The sequence below is a fragment of the Arcticibacter pallidicorallinus genome (assembly GCF_003002875.1).
Taxonomy (GTDB): Bacteria; Bacteroidota; Bacteroidia; order Sphingobacteriales; family Sphingobacteriaceae; genus Arcticibacter; species Arcticibacter pallidicorallinus.
On record NZ_PVTH01000013.1, the window covers coordinates 54685 to 70795 of the forward strand.

14 protein-coding genes are annotated in these 16111 nt (G+C 44.7%); 10 read left to right on the forward strand and 4 right to left on the reverse strand.

The genetic code is table 11. The annotated features are described in order from the left end of the window. Positions 1-156: 156 nt before the first annotated feature. The 6 genes from mutL to B0I27_RS16115 are packed head-to-tail and all read left to right on the forward strand — an operon-like array spanning position 157 to position 7118. Positions 157-2007 carry a DNA mismatch repair endonuclease MutL gene (mutL, locus tag B0I27_RS16090; protein WP_106295239.1) on the forward strand — a complete coding sequence of 617 codons (1851 nt, stop codon included), beginning with the start codon at positions 157-159 and terminating at the stop codon, positions 2005-2007. Positions 2008-2028: 21 nt separating this feature from the next. Beyond that, the gene (locus tag B0I27_RS16095; RefSeq protein WP_106295241.1) at positions 2029-2751 is read left to right on the forward strand and encodes a rhomboid family intramembrane serine protease; all 723 of its coding nucleotides are present in this window, start codon (positions 2029-2031) and stop codon (positions 2749-2751) included. Beyond that, on the forward strand, positions 2748-3602 hold the full coding sequence (locus tag B0I27_RS16100; protein WP_181276808.1) for a rhomboid family intramembrane serine protease: 855 nt from the start codon (positions 2748-2750) through the stop codon (positions 3600-3602). Before B0I27_RS16095 ends, B0I27_RS16100 begins: the two co-directional genes overlap by 4 nt. A gap of 44 nt (positions 3603-3646) precedes the next feature. Further along, the gene (locus B0I27_RS16105) at positions 3647-4726 is read left to right on the forward strand and encodes an endonuclease/exonuclease/phosphatase family protein (RefSeq protein ID WP_181276809.1); all 1080 of its coding nucleotides are present in this window, start codon (positions 3647-3649) and stop codon (positions 4724-4726) included. A 26-nt stretch (positions 4727-4752) separates the two neighbouring features. Continuing rightward, positions 4753-6213: a cysteine--tRNA ligase gene (gene cysS, locus B0I27_RS16110; protein ID WP_106295245.1), complete on the forward strand. Its 1461-nt coding sequence runs from the start codon at positions 4753-4755 to the stop codon at positions 6211-6213. 50 nt (positions 6214-6263) lie between these two features. Continuing rightward, positions 6264-7118 (forward strand): Cif family virulence factor, encoded by an 855-nt coding sequence (locus B0I27_RS16115; RefSeq protein WP_106295247.1) that lies wholly within the window; start codon positions 6264-6266, stop codon positions 7116-7118. Positions 7119-7213: 95 nt separating this feature from the next. On the opposite strand, the gene B0I27_RS16120 is transcribed toward B0I27_RS16115, so the two are convergent. The 3 genes from B0I27_RS16120 to B0I27_RS16130 all read right to left on the reverse strand — a co-directional run bounded on the left by B0I27_RS16120 (position 7214) and on the right by B0I27_RS16130 (position 10820). Then, positions 7214-8371, reverse strand: coding sequence for an iron-containing alcohol dehydrogenase (locus B0I27_RS16120; protein WP_106295249.1), 1158 nt, complete (start codon positions 8369-8371; stop codon positions 7214-7216). A gap of 119 nt (positions 8372-8490) precedes the next feature. Then, a complete protein-coding gene (locus tag B0I27_RS16125; protein ID WP_106295251.1) occupies positions 8491-9453 on the reverse strand; it encodes an AAA family ATPase in 963 nt (320 codons plus the stop codon). Then, complete coding sequence (locus B0I27_RS16130) at positions 9453-10820, reverse strand: peptidylprolyl isomerase (RefSeq protein WP_106295253.1); 1368 nt, start codon at positions 10818-10820, stop codon at positions 9453-9455. The genes B0I27_RS16125 and B0I27_RS16130 overlap by 1 nt, the downstream gene beginning before the upstream one ends. Positions 10821-11039: 219 nt before the next feature. Between B0I27_RS16130 and B0I27_RS16135 the strand changes: the two genes are divergently transcribed. Beyond that, positions 11040-11537, forward strand: coding sequence for a hypothetical protein (locus B0I27_RS16135; RefSeq protein WP_106295255.1), 498 nt, complete (start codon positions 11040-11042; stop codon positions 11535-11537). Beyond that, positions 11537-12112, forward strand: a complete 576-nt coding sequence (rdgB, locus tag B0I27_RS16140; RefSeq protein WP_106295257.1) for an RdgB/HAM1 family non-canonical purine NTP pyrophosphatase — start codon at positions 11537-11539, stop codon at positions 12110-12112. Before B0I27_RS16135 ends, rdgB begins: the two co-directional genes overlap by 1 nt. Positions 12113-12141: 29 nt before the next feature. On the opposite strand, the gene B0I27_RS16145 is transcribed toward rdgB, so the two are convergent. Continuing rightward, positions 12142-14178 carry an OstA-like protein gene (locus tag B0I27_RS16145; RefSeq protein WP_106295259.1) on the reverse strand — a complete coding sequence of 679 codons (2037 nt, stop codon included), beginning with the start codon at positions 14176-14178 and terminating at the stop codon, positions 12142-12144. Positions 14179-14261: 83 nt separating this feature from the next. On the opposite strand from B0I27_RS16145, the gene tilS reads away from it, so the two are divergent. Beyond that, positions 14262-15599 (forward strand): tRNA lysidine(34) synthetase TilS, encoded by a 1338-nt coding sequence (tilS, locus tag B0I27_RS16150; protein WP_106295261.1) that lies wholly within the window; start codon positions 14262-14264, stop codon positions 15597-15599. Between the two features lies 1 nt (position 15600). Then, positions 15601-16086, forward strand: coding sequence for a hypothetical protein (locus tag B0I27_RS16155; RefSeq protein ID WP_106295263.1), 486 nt, complete (start codon positions 15601-15603; stop codon positions 16084-16086). The last annotated feature ends 25 nt before the right edge of the window (positions 16087-16111 follow it).

Genomic DNA, 16111 nt, shown 5'->3' on the forward strand with positions numbered 1-16111 from the left:
TAACTAAATATTAGTTGTTGATTAAGAGTTTGTAAACATGAAAGTCCGAAAAATAAATGAACAATACAAATATTACTTAACATTTTGTAAAATGACCGATACGAAGATGAGCAGGATGATGCTGGTTTATTTTGATTATTTTTGCGATTAGAAATTATGTCTGATATTATACAGCTTTTACCAGATTCCGTTGCCAATCAAATAGCCGCGGGCGAGGTAGTACAGAGACCTTCTTCGGCAGTCAAGGAACTTGTTGAAAATTCGATAGATGCGGGTGCCGGAAAAATCCAGTTGATCATTAAGGATGCGGGCAAATCCCTCATTCAGGTTATTGATGATGGATGCGGCATGAGTATTACAGATGCCCGGATGTGCTTTGAGCGCCATGCGACCTCAAAGATCCGCAAGGCAGGGGATCTCTTCGCCATTCGTACTATGGGCTTTCGGGGCGAGGCCATGGCGTCTATTGCTGCGATTGCACAGGTTGAGCTGAAGACACGCCGTCATGAGGACGAACTGGGAACACACATCTGCATCGAGGGGTCAGAAATCGTGAAACAGGAGCCTGTATCCTGCAGTGCGGGTAGCAGCATCAGCATAAAAAACCTTTTCTTTAATACACCGGCCAGACGCAATTTCCTGAAGGGGAATCCTGTGGAACTGCGCCATATCATAGATGAATTCCAGCGTATCGCTCTGGCTCATCCTGAAATACATTTTACCTTTCATCATGATGGTAACGAAATGTTTCATCTGCCGAAGGCTAGTCTTAAACAGCGGATTGTTCATCTGTTCGGAAATGCCTACAACCAGAAGCTTGTTCCGATCGAAGAAGATACAAGCATCATTGTGGTTAAAGGCTTTATCGGGAAGCCTGAATTTGCGCGCAAAACGAGAGGCGAGCAGTTTTTCTTTGTAAACAAGCGTTTTATAAAGGACCCCTACCTGAATCACGCGGTGGTGACAGCCTATGAGGAGCTACTGCCTGAAGATAGCTTTCCGCTTTACGTCCTGTTTATCGACATCGACCCCGCTAAGATTGATATCAATGTACATCCGACGAAAACAGAAATCAAATACCAGGACGAAAAGGCTTTATATGCCATCATCAGGTCTGCGGTTAAGCGTTCGCTGGGGCAATACAATATCACTCCAACGCTCGACTTTGATCAGGAGACCGGCTTTAGCCACATGATCACACAGAAGGCTCCGGAAGAAATTGTGCCTCCACAGATCACTTTCAATCCGGATTTCAATCCTTTCCAGTCTGATAAAAAAAGCGCAAGGTCGTCCTCATACTCGCGCAACTTTGGAGAAGATCAGGGCGAGGTGAGCAAAAACTGGGGCTCTCTGTACGAAATTGTTGATGAAGCAAGGGACAGGCAGCAACAGACTATTCTGGAGATTGAGGATGCCGAGGCTGCCCAGATAAAAAAAGAAGGTCGTCATTTCTTTCAGCTTCACAGCAGATTGATTATCTCCCCTATTAAATCGGGCTTTATGCTGATCGACCAGCAGGCTGCGCATGAGCGGATTCTTTACGAGCGATTCCTGCATCAGCTGGAAAACCGCCAGGGTGCCTGTCAGCAAAGCCTGTTTCCGCAAACTGTTACGCTTAACGCGGCGGATTTTGAACTGGTAAAAGAGCTTTTGCCGGATATACAGTCCTTAGGTTTTCAGATCCGCGAGTTTGGTAAGAACACTGTCATTGTGGAGGGAATTCCTGCCGACATCAGCGCAAATGTGAGCGAAGTGGAAATGCTTGAGCACCTGATCGAAGGATTTAAAAACAATTTAACCCTACTGCGTTTGGATAAACGGGACAATCTCGCGAGAACACTCGCACGGAACGCAGCCTTAAAAGCAGGCACCCGCTTATCTCAGGAAGAAATGAACAACCTGATCGATCAGCTGTTTGCTTGTGAAAGACCTAACTCTTCTCTGACGGGTAAACCGGTAATCATTAAATACTCCATTGAGGAGCTTTTACAGAAATTTGAAAAATAGAACCTTACTTCAAGGAAACGAATGAATAGTTACAGACAGTCACCTTTTTCCAATATTTCACCGGTAGTTAAAAACCTGCTGATTATTAACGCTATCTTCTATCTGGCTACCATGCTGTTTATGAAGAATGGACAGTCGCAGCTTATTCCACTATTTGGTGTCTTTTACTTCGACTCTGAATTATTCAGGGCCTGGCAACCCGTAACCTATATGTTTATGCATAGCGACCAGTCTTTCATGCATATCATGTTTAATATGTTTGCCTTATATAGCTTTGGATCTGCTTTGGAATATATTATGGGTTCAAAGCGGTTTTTGAACTTTTATCTCATCACGGGAATCGGCGCCCTGGCGCTGCAAATGATCATTCAAGCTATTGAAGTTCACTCTGTTGTGGGCAGCATTACGGCAGATATCCGGTCGTTTCCGTTTCAAAGTCAGGAAGACCTGAATAAAGTGGCATCAATATACCTGACACCAATGGTGGGTGCTTCGGGAGCTATTTTTGGCTTGCTTGTGGCATTCGGGCTGTTATTCCCTAATGCAGAATTATTTTTATTATTTATTCCCGTTCCGGTAAAAGCTAAGTATATTATTCCCGTTTATGTCGTTATAGAATTATTCCTGGGTGTGGGGCAATTTTCGGGCGACTCTGTCGCGCACTTTGCACACCTGGGTGGAGCGTTATTTGGTTTTATCTTAATAAAATATTGGAGGATTCACCGTCCCGGAGGTTTTATATGAAAAGATCGGCTGTCAGCGAATTATGGTATAAGGTGGCTCAATCAGGAAGCCGCATGAACTTATTTATCGGAATAAACACCGCGATCTTTGTCATCGTTGGCTTCATCTCTGTAGCTGAATGGTTATTCACGCGCAACACGGCAACAGCAAATCTTATAAAAGAATATATTTCGATGCCCGCCTACCTCCCGGAGCTTTTGTACAAGTTCTGGACGCCGTTGACCTATATGTTCGGTCATTCGGGGTTTTTCCATTTTATATTTAATATGCTATGGCTGTACTGGTTTGGTCAGATCTTCGAAGACTTTCTGAGTGCCAGGCAGCTCACATTTACATATTTGAGCGGAGGTCTGGCTGGTGCTATCCTCTTTATCGCCTTCTATAACATATTCCCGGCCTTTTCGGATATTCTGCCAGTGGCAACTTTGATCGGCGCTTCTGCAAGTGTGATGGCGGTCGTTGTAGCTACTGCTACGCTTTTACCAGACTATAGCATCCGCCTGCTTCTGTTTGGGAACGTAAAGCTGAAGTTTCTGGTTATCGCGTTCATTGTAATCGATATTATCGGTATTGCAGAGCTGAACGCAGGTGGGAGCATTGCACATCTGGGTGGAGCGTTAATGGGCTTTATTTTCATTAAGCAGCTTCAGAACGGAAACGACTGGAGTAAGATCTTTGCCAGGAAGAAAAAGCTAAAGGTTGCTGCCACTAACTACAGTCACAAGGTTCCTGCCGGTCTCCCCGACCAGGAAGTGATCGACCAGATACTGGATAAAATATCAAGATCCGGATATGACAGCCTGAGCCGCAAAGAGAAAGAAGAACTATTCAAAGCGAGCAATAAGGAATGAGGCGTAAGAAAAGGGTGAAAAGCTTGGGGTTTGCAAGAAGGTCAATGCTGTTCATAAACATCGCATTTGTGGTCCTTATGCTCCTCAGTTATCTCTCATCGGTTGTGAATCCAACACATGTCTGGCCGATGGCATTCTTCGGACTTGCCTATCCGTTTCTCCTGTTTATACATGTGCTGTTTATCGCCTTCTGGATTCTTAGCAGGCCTGTCTTCGCACTTATTTCTTTGGCGACCATACTCTTGGGCTGGAAATTTTTGACGCTGACGATCGGCTTTCGTGAGTCGCAAGCTATAGAAGTACCCAAATCATCCAAGGACATGATCAGGATAATGACCTGGAATGTTCATGAGTTTAAGCCATTCGGCAGCAAGGCAGACAAGCCGGTAAGGGATCAAATGCTGGAAATCATCAGGAATGAGCAGCCAGACATTCTCTGTATGCAGGAATACTATTCCAAGCGTCGGGGCGAGTCGAATATCAAAAAAATGATCACCGAAATCATGGCTGCGGAGCACTATCATGTGCGCGAGGATTTCGGAAACCCCTGGGAATTGAAGGGTATGGTCATATTTTCGAAGATTCCGTTCACGGACACCGGATCGGTCGTTTTCCCGAACTCACCTGGAAGTAATGAAACGATATATGCAGACTTTGAATACGATAAAAAGAAGTTCAGAGTCTATAATGTTCATTTACAATCTATCAACTTTAAGCCGGAAGACTATAAATATATTAAGACGGTTAAAGAAGAAATCAATACCGATGTTCAATCATCAAGACGCATTGGGAGCAGGCTAAAACGCGCTTTCATCAAAAGAAGTGAACAGGTTAACTACCTTTCTAAACATATAAAAGCTTATCCGGGGCCGGTAATTATAGCCGGCGACTTCAATGACACCCCTGCGTCCTTTGCGGTAAATAAGCTATCTTCGGGCATGAGGAACGCGTTCCGAGAGAAAGGAAGTGGCTTTGGGATTACTTATAATGGCGAATTTCCGAACTTCCAGATTGACTATATTTTAGCTTCTAAAGATTTCGAAGTAAAAAGCTACCTTACTGTCAATAAAAAACTTTCGGATCATTATCCTGTTAGAAGCGATTTAGAATTCCGGACTCCATAGAATATACAATTTATTAAGTTTGCACAATGACTAACAACCTGGTTGTTTATAATACGTTATCAAGAAAAAAAGAGCCTTTTGAGCCGATAAATGCCCCGTTTGTGGGAATGTATGTTTGTGGACCTACCGTATACAGCGATGTTCATCTGGGCAATTGCCGGACGTTCGTATCTTTTGATTTAATATACAGGTACCTGACGCACCTGAAATATAAAGTGCGTTATGTTAGAAATATAACGGACGCAGGGCACCTCGAAGGTGACCGCGACGAAGGGGACGATAAATTTTCAAAAAAGGCCCGCCTGGAGCAGATTGAGCCTATGGAAATTGTTCAGCGATACACCATCGGATTTCATGATGTAATGAGGGTGTTCAATACACTACCTCCGAATATCGAGCCTACGGCAACCGGTCATATTGCTGAGCAAATCGAAATGGTCAAGGAGATCCTGGCAAACGATTTCGCTTACGAAGTAAACGGCACTGTTTATTTTGATGTGGAGAAGTATAGTAAAGATCATAATTATACTGTACTGACCAACCGGAACATCGACGAACTCATTGCAAATAGCCGCGATCTGGGAGGTCAGGATGAGAAGAAGGGAAGACTTGATTTTGCCTTGTGGATCAAAGCGAAGCCAGAACATATCATGCGCTGGCCGTCGCCATGGGGATGGGGCTTTCCGGGATGGCATATTGAATGCTCCGCAATGAGCAGTAAATATCTTGGTGATTCCTTCGACATTCACGGTGGAGGAATGGATCTTGCTGCAACCCACCACACCAATGAGATCGCGCAGTCTAAAGCATGCAACCATAAAGAGCCAGCCAAGTACTGGCTTCATACCAATATGCTGACCGTTAACGGCACGCGTATGTCGAAATCGGCTGGAAATGGCTTCTTACCTCATGAACTCTTCACCGGGAACCATCCTTTGCTTACAAGAGGATTTTCTCCAATGACAGTTAGATTTTTCATGCTTCAGGCTCATTACCGCAGTACACTCGATTTCTCTAATGAAGCACTTGAAGCGTCGGACAAAGGCTTTAAGCGCTTAATGAACGCCTGTGCGCTCCTGCCAAAGCTAAAGGCATCGGATAAGTCAGACTTTGATATCCAACAGATCATTCATCGCTGCTACGAGGCTATGAATGATGATTTCAACAGCCCTGTGGCAATCGCGGAGCTCTTTGAAGCGGCAAGGATAATTAACAGCGTACATGACGGAAAGGGTAGCATTACTCAGACCGATCTGGAGGCCCTGAACTCCTTGGTAAATGATTTTATCTATGACGTACTTGGCTTAAAGGAAGAGACTGCTCAAACGGACGAGATTGGACCGCTTATCGACTTCGTAATCAATTTACGTCTGCAGGCAAGAGCTTCCAAAGACTATGCGACATCTGACAGAATCAGAAATGGTCTGCTTGAACTGGGTATTCAGTTAAAAGACAACAAGGAAGGCACATCCTGGAGTAAATTATAACAATCTGCGCATATACAGGGCTGTACTTAACAACAAAACATCAAAATTTAATGAAATTCGCTTTATCGGTAATCTGCTTTATCACTGTGTGGTCACCCGCATTTTCGCAAACTCCTGAGGGAGTGCAGCAGCTAATAGCAGCAGAGAATTATTTCAATTTAAAGGTCGAGGAAAAAGGGCTTAAAAAAGCTTTTTTGTCAGTATCTGACGACTATACCATTGCATTCAGACCCGGACCTGTTTCGGCGAAGAAGTTCTACAAGGAACAGCCAGACAGCATCGGCCATTTAAAACTTCAGCCTGTACTGGCGAAAATATCCAAGAGTGATGACTGGGGCTTCACTGCAGGACCCTATACTTTCAAGCAGAGTCCATCATCGCCTCAGTCATTCTATGGTACTTACCTGTCTGTATGGAAGAAGAATAAGCGGGGTATCTGGAGACTGGCTATGGATGCGGGAGTTGCGCACAAAAAGCCAACAACAAAGCTCAAGAACTCTTTCATGACGCCGAGCGATAAGGACTACATACATCAGAAGTCGGACAAACGCCTGCAACAGAGAGAAGATATCGTACTTAGCTCTGACAAGCTGATGTCTACCATCATGAAGGCTGACAACCGCATTGCACAGACAGAGTTCTTAACAGATGACAGCTGGTTGCTATTCCCGGGATATGAGCCAATGACCGATAAGAAGAGCATTATGGCCTTCTGGAAGACAAAAGGCTATAAAGCGCTTACCTATCCGGTTAAGGCCGACAGATCTCTAAGCGGTGAGATTGCCTACACGTATGGCAATGCGACAATTCTCGCAAAAAAGTATAACTACATTCGTGTTTGGGAAGTTCAGCCTTCTCATAAATGGAATGTCATTGCAGAGGTGTTTACGGAAGAGCTGCCGTAAAGTTTGCATCACTTGCTACACATAAAAAAGTCCTGCAGTAAACTGCAGGACTACACAACACCAAATCCCGGGGATTAAAGGCGGGCAAACTTCAATTAGCCCCGGAAAGCCTTTAAATAGATAGCCTGAATATCGGCTACAGTAACGTCTCTCGGATTGCCGCCTGTACATACATCGGCAAAGGCCTGAACAGACAGCCTTTCTACATCAGCAGGATTGAAGGAGGTATCTTTTAATAATGGGATGTTCAACTTCACTGCCATTTCTTTCAGAGCCTCAATAGCCTCGTTTTTAGCCTCTGTAACTGTCAGACCATCAATGTTTCTTCCGAGAGCCTGTGCAATATTTTTAAATTTATCTTCGCAGACGACAGAGTTAAACTCTTCTACATAAGGAAGCAGCAGTGCATTCGCGACGCCGTGTGGAAGGTCATACTCAGAGCCAAGCTGGTGAGCCATAGAATGAACAATTCCCAGTCCGGCATTGGAGAAAGACAATCCTGCGATATAAGATGCCCACGCCATTTTAGAGCGGGCTTCGAGGTTCTTTCCATCTTTGACCGCGTCTTCAAGGCTCTCGCCGATCAGACGGATAGCTTCCAGAGAAAGCGTGTCGGAGAGTCTGAATGCTCCCTTAGTGATATATGATTCGATCGCATGTGTCAGCGCATCCATACCTGTAGCAGCAGTAAGGCCTGCCGGCTTATCTATCATAAGCTCTGGATCGTTTACGGCTACACTTGCCAGAGAGTTGGGATCAACGATGACCATTTTGATCTTCCTCTCCTCATCAGTTATGACATAATTGATGGTTACCTCGGATGCCGTGCCTGCTGTAGTGTTTACTGCCAGAATAGGTACAGACTTTTTCTGCGACTTACCGATTCCTTCATAGTCGGGAACTTTACCTCCATTCGTCTGCAAGATGCCGATGGCCTTGGCTGCATCCTGAGGAGAGCCTCCGCCTATTGATAATATCCCGTCACAGCCAGATGATTTATACATGTCGAGCCCGCTATAAACGTTCTGCGTAGTTGGGTTAGGTTTAACATCGTCAAAAACTACATAGGATATGTTATCAGCATCAAGCACATCTGTCACCTTCTTCACTACGCCAATGGATTGTAACATCTTATCTGTTACTACCAGAAGTTTCTTAAGTTCTAGCTTTTTAATTTCTATTGCAATCTCTTTGACTGCGCCGGGTCCTATTAGGTTAATGGCCGGAAAGTAAATTCTTCTGAAGGGTTCCATACAATACCGAATGATTAGATATGTGTTCTACACAAATCTACCTTTAACAACGGTCTGCAAAAATGATGGCTGTTACTTAAAGGGATGACATGTCGCATGCCTGTCCACCAAAAAAGGGTTTAAAAAAGGCTCCTGATGATATCGTCGGCACTCAAGCCTTCGGCTTCCGCCTTGTAATTCCGGACGACTCTATGCCTTAGGATTTGCATCGCGACTGCCTGTACATCTTCAATATCAGGAGAATATTTGCCGCTTATGGCGGCATGACACTTGGCTCCCAGAACCAGATACTGAGAGGCGCGGGGACCCGCTCCCCAGCTAAGGTACTTATTGACTTGAGGCGTTGCGAGTTCTGTTCCCGGTCTGGTCTTAGCCGACAGAGAAACTGCATATTCAAGAACATGATCGGTAATGGGTACATTCCTGATCAGGCGTTGGAAATACAATATCTGTTCGGCCGTAAGGACTTTGTGTAATTCTGGCCGGGTATTGGTTGTAGTGCTTTTTACGACTTCTATCTCGTCTCTGAAAGACGGGTATGAGAGCGTCACATTAAACATAAAACGGTCTAGCTGTGCTTCTGGCAGCGGATATGTCCCTTCCTGTTCAATGGGGTTCTGAGTTGCCAGTACGAAGAAAGGACTTGGCAGGGGGTAGCTTTTGCCGCCTACCGTGACGACCTTCTCTTGCATGGCTTCAAGCAGTGCCGCCTGCGTTTTGGGAGGAGTGCGATTGATCTCATCAGCCAGAATAATATTAGAAAATACCGGCCCCTTCAAAAATTTAAAGGACCGGTCTTCCCCCAGAATCTCGGATCCGACGATGTCAGACGGCATCAGATCGGGTGTAAATTGCACTCTATTGTAGCTCAGGTCGATGACCTGAGCTACAGTATTCACGAGTAATGTTTTCGCTAATCCAGGCACCCCGATAAGCAGGCAGTGTCCGTTACTGAGTATGGAGATGAGTACTGCTTTTATTACTTCATCCTGTCCGATGATAACATTAGATATCTCCTTGTTTACCTTTTTGTAAGATAAACTCAAAGCATCTAACCCTTCTGCATCTGACATATAGTTCATTAGTTCACCTGCGCTGTTTCATTGGGCAGCCACATCTTAAGGCTTTCACATGTTTGGAACTCGGGATCTACCTTGATATAGGTAGACAACCTGCGTTTTTCAAACCAGCTGCTTACTTCGCGTTGGATCTTATCTTCGAAAGCTATTTCCTTGATCTTTGGAAAATCCTGATCCAGGTTAGCTCTGTGAGGATCAGTCTTGGATTTAAGATACACAAAACGGTATCCCTTTTTACCGTCGCGGGCAGTGAACTCGTAAGGTCTGGAATATGTTCCGACCTGCATCGTATCAATAGCAAAGAAAACCGATGGGTCAAGCTTGTCCGTTGGGATGAAGGTAGTTCTGGATGAGACGTTCTCTGCATTCAGCATCATACCGCCGTTATATTTCGTGTCGTTATTATCTGAATACATAGAAGCAGCAGTTGAAAATGGCAGCTTCTTGTCCACTACATTTTGGTAGATACTGTCTATTGCTACTTTCGTGCGCACCAGACTTTCTTGTGGAGCTTCCATTTTTATAAGGATATGTCGTGCGCGAACTTGTTCGCCACGGCGTTCCATCACCTGCAGGAAGTGAAATCCGAAGTCTGTCTCAAACACAGGTGAAAGCTCATTCGCCTTAAGCTTGAATGCCAGGGCAGTAAACTCCTTTACCATAGCTGTTCTGTCAAAAAATCCCAGGTCTCCTCCTTCAGGTGCTGATCCTGGATCTTGCGAGTAAAGTCTGGCAAGCGTGGCGAAGTCTTCCCCCCCCTTTATCCGGAGGCGTAAGGCCTCAGCCTTATCTCTGAACTGTTCTTTTTCTGCCTTAGTAAGTTTAGGATAAACGACAATCTCTCCTACCTCAACTTCTGTAGGGTATTCCGGAAGACTATCTTTGGGAATAGACTCGAAGAATCGCTTAACCTCCAAAGGTGTGATACCTATATTTTCGGTAATCTTAGAGTGCATGCGGTTAGCAACCAGCTGCTCCTTAACGTCAGGACGGATCTCATCTTTATATTGAAGCACAGAGCGATTCAGGAATTGCTCCAGACGCTCTTGTCCTCCGGCTCTCTGGATAAAAGCACGCATACGCCTGTCTACTTCATTCGTAACCTCATCGTCTGTAACAGTTACCGAGTCAATAACAGCTTGCTGAGAAAGCAGCTTTTGTGTTAGCATCTGCTGTAACACCCCGCACTTCACTTCGTCATTTTGCGGATTACCTTGCAGGATATAATTGGCATATTCACGCTCTATATCTGATTGTAAAATGATATTATCGCCAACGACAGCTGCTATTTTATTAACTGTAATGTTTTGAGCGAAAGTGAGGTTGATAGATGTTAATAGAAAGAAAAGTATCCCTACGGTTTGTTTCATTATGTTTATGTACGTTATAGCATCCCGGACGCTTTAGTCCGCAATAACAGATATGCAGTGTATTCAAATGATAATCTCGCAAAAATAAGGATATAATCTTTGATTTGCTGAAGAAAATATTTGATTTACACCTTCATAAAGGTAAGCTTAATTTCTGCTACCAGGCAGTCTGCCGAGCTGATTTAACTATTTTTAACAAAGGATTATTACTTTTGAGCAATGAGTGAAATGAAAGCATCCGATTTGGTAGCGCTTCAGTACCTGATGACGGAAGATATCTACCTGATCAGCGAAAAAGAGCCGGCCACAAGCTCTGCGGAGAGTCAGGATAGCAGCCCTGCGTTTGATTATCTGGGAGAGAATAACAAGTTTATGCTCTTGTTGATTCAGGAGGACAGTCATCCTAACCTTCGTTCCAACGAACTTGAGGCACTGTCAAGCATTCTTGGCGCAAAGAGGATGAGCATTAAAGATGTTGCCATCGTTAACCAACGCAAGTACAACTCTTCCTCATGGAAAGAGTTTAAGGCTTATTTCGCCTGCAGCAGTATCGTGCTTTTCGGGATTGACCCGCAGCAGATCAAACTACGCCCTTTACCAAAAAATGCAATAACAGACTTCGAGGGAATGCAGGTGCTGTTCACCTACAGCTTTGCGGAGATGCTAAACAGCGTAGATAAGAAGAGAGAATTTTGGAACCAAATGAAAAAACTTTAATGAGAACCCTGGTATTTGCAACGAATAACAAGCATAAGCTGGAAGAAGTACAAGCGTTGATTGGCGACAAATTTCAGTTAAAAACGCTTGAGGAGATTGGCTGCATGGATGACATTCCGGAAACCGGAGATACGTTCAGAGCTAACGCCTCTCAGAAAAGCCGGTATATATGGGATCGGTTCCAGATCGACTGCTTCTCTGATGATTCAGGTCTGGAGGTTGACGCTCTGAATGGAGAACCGGGGGTTTATTCAGCGCGTTATTCCGGCTCCCGGGATTCCGAAGAGAACCTGCAGCTTGTAATGAGTAAAATGAAGGGGATAGGCAACCGATCTGCCAGATTTAAGTGTGTGATTTCCATTATCCTTGATGGCAAGGAATACTTATTTGAAGGATCTGCGGAGGGTGAAATTACAGATGAACGCTCCGGGTCCGCAGGGTTTGGCTATGACCCGATCTTTAAGCCCCAGGGCTATGACGTTTCTTTTGCAGAGATGTCTGCTGAAGAGAAGAACGCGATCAGCCACAGGGCAAGGGCGGTAGGAAAATTAGTCGAATTTCTGAACCAGCAATAGGAACACATATTTTAAGCCCTGCCGGTTGGTCAGAGCTTACTTTTCGTTGTTTCTTTCTTTGGCTGCGGTGTTTTTCCAGGCGGCTGCCTTGAAGTAACCGTCGATTTCTGCGGCGTTAAGGTCGGAATGATTTCTTCCTTTGATTTTGGACGCTCTTTAGGCTTCCACATAAAGCCTTCCAGGATTTCCATATCCTTTGGTGCCTTCTCAATAGGGTAATATTTCCCTTCGGGTTTTCGAACCAGCACCACCCGCTTGAGCTTACTATCGGCGAATTCCAACTTCATCCTGCTGCTTAACGACCGGTTAAACCCTGTATATACGCTGTCTTCGAGCGTATAATAGATACTTTCAGCATTCCCATCCACAAACATGCTCTCCAGTTTACTGTCTCTGAACAGGCCTGTTACCACCTTCCCTTTTACCTGATTAAAGCGACTTGAATCTCCCTCTGCACTCACGATAAGGCCGTTATTCTGCAAAAGCATATTATCGAGCTTTTGATTTTTCATTTGCAGAAAGATGGTATCAGCGCTAAGCTGTGTTCCTTGCGTCCAGATGATCGGATTGATATAGCACCTGATGATTGAATCTGCATAACTGTAGAAAGCAGAGTCTGAACGAGACTGAAGATCCGATTTGAAGATCTTCACTTTGTGGTAAGCATTGATAATTCTGGTTTTAAGGGTATCCTGAGGATTAAAGGCTGCCTTTTTCGCGGCCGTATCTACACCATTGCCCCGGGGCAAGCTTGCGCGGTTTCCGGCCTTTTTTGACAGGGTGTCCGAAACCGTAGCAATACTATCGGCTGCCGGCGGCACCTCTGCCGTTGCAGATGTTTTCACACTGTCAGCCACAGTTGTCGTCGGCCCCGCCGTTTTGCTGTTGTCTTCGAGCGGTTTAACAGCCTTCGACGCTTCCTCCTGTTCTTTTTTCCTCTTTCTTTCCCTCTTGGAGAGCTTTACTTCTGGTTCCTGCTTGGGTGGTGCCGGAGGAGGCGCTAATCTTTTAGGGATCGCAATTCCACCGTCGTCAGAGACTGTGCCTTCGGGGTCTTCTTCGATCTCCTCATCAGATTTAAGCTCTTCGGGATTGGCAGACACCAAATCCTTCATGAAAATAATCTTCGTCATCAGGGTATCTGCGGTCATATAGATGGAATCCACAGACGCAGAATCTTTCTCGACTTCCATCACAACGTAAGCATTTCGTGTCACCAACGCACTTTCGTCGGCTCGTCTGTAAATACCCTGATTTCCTTTCAGTATAACCTTTTGAACGGTGTCCAGAAACGTGATATTATTGATGGCTTTCCCCATTCCGGCCTTTCCATCGTAAAACAGACTGTCGCCTTTAAGAGACTTGGAGCCTTCTGTATATAAATTCTTTTTTCCAAACCAGGCCTGATCCGTCACCGTATTATACCGGCCATTTTCTGTATATAGGCGCGAGGCTCTATTGGCGTTCTTCCCATCGATGGTTGTAGGTCCGTAAAAATAAGCGATTTTCGAATTCGTATTATACTTCAGCGTATCGGTGTTTATGAGGGCGTCGGGTGTATTGACCACGACATCAAAGCGAAAATAAGCATCATTGGTAGATGCAAAGTAATAGCCGTTCTTGCTGGTTAAAACATCCTTCCCATTCTCTATCTTTCCCCCGCCTATATAGGTACCGATCTTGTTTGCCATCTTATACGTCAGGTGATTGGTAGTGAGGGTCGAGGTCTTGTCAACCATGCGGACGTTGTTCGTCAGAATAGCCGTTCTGGTATTGCCATCATAGTTCAACAGATCAGAATAGATTACGGTTCCGTCCGGCTGAGTGATCACCACATGACCAAACGCGTCGAAAGCATTCCCTGCCTGGTTGTAATCGGAGCTGTCGGCCCGAAGGGTAGAACCTTCCTGAACGAACACCGGATTGATGACTCTGAAAAATTGGACCCCGTTTCTCTCAACTCCTTTAATTTCGGTAGAACTGGTTAACTGGACCTGGCTTCTCTTCTGTGCTGAAACATGACAAACACTTAAAAGAGCAATAAAAAGAAAAAGCAGTTTTCTCACGGTACAAAATTAGTTTTTTTTGAGCATGTAATTTGTATGTATGTCGTCAGCAATATTTACAGTTTATTTAAATAGTTTTGACCATGCTTCCAACAAGTAGATTTCTTTCTTACATCTCGCAGCACAATTTGTTCGGACCTGCCGACCGGCTGTTGCTTGGCGTGAGCGGAGGAAAAGATTCTGTACTGATGGCTCACCTCCTTTACGCTTCAGGATATCAGTTTGGTATAGCGCACTGTAACTTTTGTCTCCGGGACGAAGAATCTGATGGCGATGAGGCCTTTGTCAGGGAGCTAGCCTCCCAGCTCAACGTGGCCTTCCATTCCATTAAATTCGATACTGTGAGGCATGCGTCATCAAATCAAATTTCCACCCAGATGGCGGCAAGAGAACTACGCTACGCCTGGTTTGAGCAGGTCAGGCAAGAGCACGGATATCACTATATCGCCGTTGCACAACATAAAAGTGATGCTACCGAAACTATACTGCTTAACCTGATAAGAGGAACAGGTATTGCAGGCCTTCACGGGATATTGCCAAAAAGGGACAGCATCATCCGGCCTCTCCTTTTTCTGACTTCGGAAGAGATTGACACTATTGTTACACAAAGCGATATTAGCTTCCGCAATGACAGCTCAAACGCGTCTGTTAAGTACGCAAGAAACAAGATTCGACACGAGGTGATTCCCAAGATGAAGCAACTCAATGAACGCCTTGACCAAACCTTCGAAGAAAACAGCCAGCGCTTCCTGGAGGTGGAAACCTTTTTAAAACACGAGGTTGATAAGCTGCGGAATAAGCTTTTTCAACACACAGGCGCCGATACTACTGAGATCGACGTGGAACTGCTCGCAGACTTAAACCCGCGAAATCTACTGCTTTATGAACTGTTCAAACCGTATCAATTCAGTGAAACTACGATCAAAGATCTGGTGAGCGCGTGGAAAAATCAATCCGGGAAAATGTTCGAATCTCCAAGCCATATTCTGCTGCTAGATAGGAACCTTTTGATCTTACAAAAACGTTCAAACGCTGAGAACCCCAAAATTACCTTCTTCGAGAATATGGAATCTTTTGAATGGAACGGAAGGAAATATAATACCAGCCGTGTTAAGCCAAATGACGTTAAATTCTCAGGAAACGGCAAAATTGCATATTTAGACGCTGACCTGTTACAATTCCCCCTTAATTTGCGTCTATGGAACAAAGGGGACTATTTTCAGCCCCTGGGAATGCAAGGAAAAAAGAAGATCAGCGATTTCTTTATAGGACAAAAGCTCAACCGCTTTGAAAAAGCCAATATTGGAATACTGGAAAACGGGAATGGTGATATCTTATGGGTGGTCGGTTTCAGATCCGACAACCGTTACAGAGTAACCGATAGCACACAAAATATTTTCATTATAGAAACATCCGGATAACATGACAGATCAAGCGACCTTTACCGAAAAACAGTATCTGGGCAGGGACTATAACCGAATCAGCGTTCGGCTAACAATGGCTCTTTTCTGTTTTGGTGCATACTATCTGAGCTCCAACAAAGAAAGAACCGCTGAGGTACTCGTTCTGGTCGGCATAGGGATTTTAATTGGTTCTGTTGTCATGTTGTTCATGGTGCATTATCGCACCACGGTGAGAAACAAAAGTCTCATTATTGATGGCCTTTGGACAACCCGCCTGGTCAAAATTGATCTGAATAGTATCGTCAAAGTTGAACGCACTAAATACAGTTCCTATCTCATAAACAACCCGGTATATAATTTACATACCAAGGGCAAAATAAAATTTTATGCCGGAGGAAAAGAAGCCTTAACGCTTACAGACCGTGACGGACTCGAATACGTTATCGGGACACAGTGTCCGGAAGAGTTTGAGCTGGCGCTAGAGAAAGAAATGAAGGGGGATTAGAAGGATCTGTCAGCCGACCACCAAC

Bases quoted from the DNA above. Each gene is read 5' to 3' on its own strand.
- B0I27_RS16120 (WP_106295249.1), bottom strand. From the start codon at position 8,371: ATGGAACCCTTCAGAAGAATTTACTTTCCGGCCATTAACCTAATAGGA.
- tilS (WP_106295261.1), top strand. From the start codon at position 14,262: ATGCTTCCAACAAGTAGATTTCTTTCTTACATCTCGCAGCACAATTTG.
- B0I27_RS16130 (WP_106295253.1), bottom strand. From the start codon at position 10,820: ATGAAACAAACCGTAGGGATACTTTTCTTTCTATTAACATCTATCAAC.
- B0I27_RS16155 (WP_106295263.1), top strand. From the start codon at position 15,601: ATGACAGATCAAGCGACCTTTACCGAAAAACAGTATCTGGGCAGGGAC.
- B0I27_RS16125 (WP_106295251.1), bottom strand. From the start codon at position 9,453: ATGAACTATATGTCAGATGCAGAAGGGTTAGATGCTTTGAGTTTATCT.
- B0I27_RS16115 (WP_106295247.1), top strand. From the start codon at position 6,264: ATGAAATTCGCTTTATCGGTAATCTGCTTTATCACTGTGTGGTCACCC.
- mutL (WP_106295239.1), top strand. From the start codon at position 157: ATGTCTGATATTATACAGCTTTTACCAGATTCCGTTGCCAATCAAATA.
- B0I27_RS16095 (WP_106295241.1), top strand. From the start codon at position 2,029: ATGAATAGTTACAGACAGTCACCTTTTTCCAATATTTCACCGGTAGTT.
- cysS (WP_106295245.1), top strand. From the start codon at position 4,753: ATGACTAACAACCTGGTTGTTTATAATACGTTATCAAGAAAAAAAGAG.
- B0I27_RS16100 (WP_181276808.1), top strand. From the start codon at position 2,748: ATGAAAAGATCGGCTGTCAGCGAATTATGGTATAAGGTGGCTCAATCA.
- B0I27_RS16135 (WP_106295255.1), top strand. From the start codon at position 11,040: ATGAGTGAAATGAAAGCATCCGATTTGGTAGCGCTTCAGTACCTGATG.
- B0I27_RS16105 (WP_181276809.1), top strand. From the start codon at position 3,647: ATGCTGTTCATAAACATCGCATTTGTGGTCCTTATGCTCCTCAGTTAT.
- rdgB (WP_106295257.1), top strand. From the start codon at position 11,537: ATGAGAACCCTGGTATTTGCAACGAATAACAAGCATAAGCTGGAAGAA.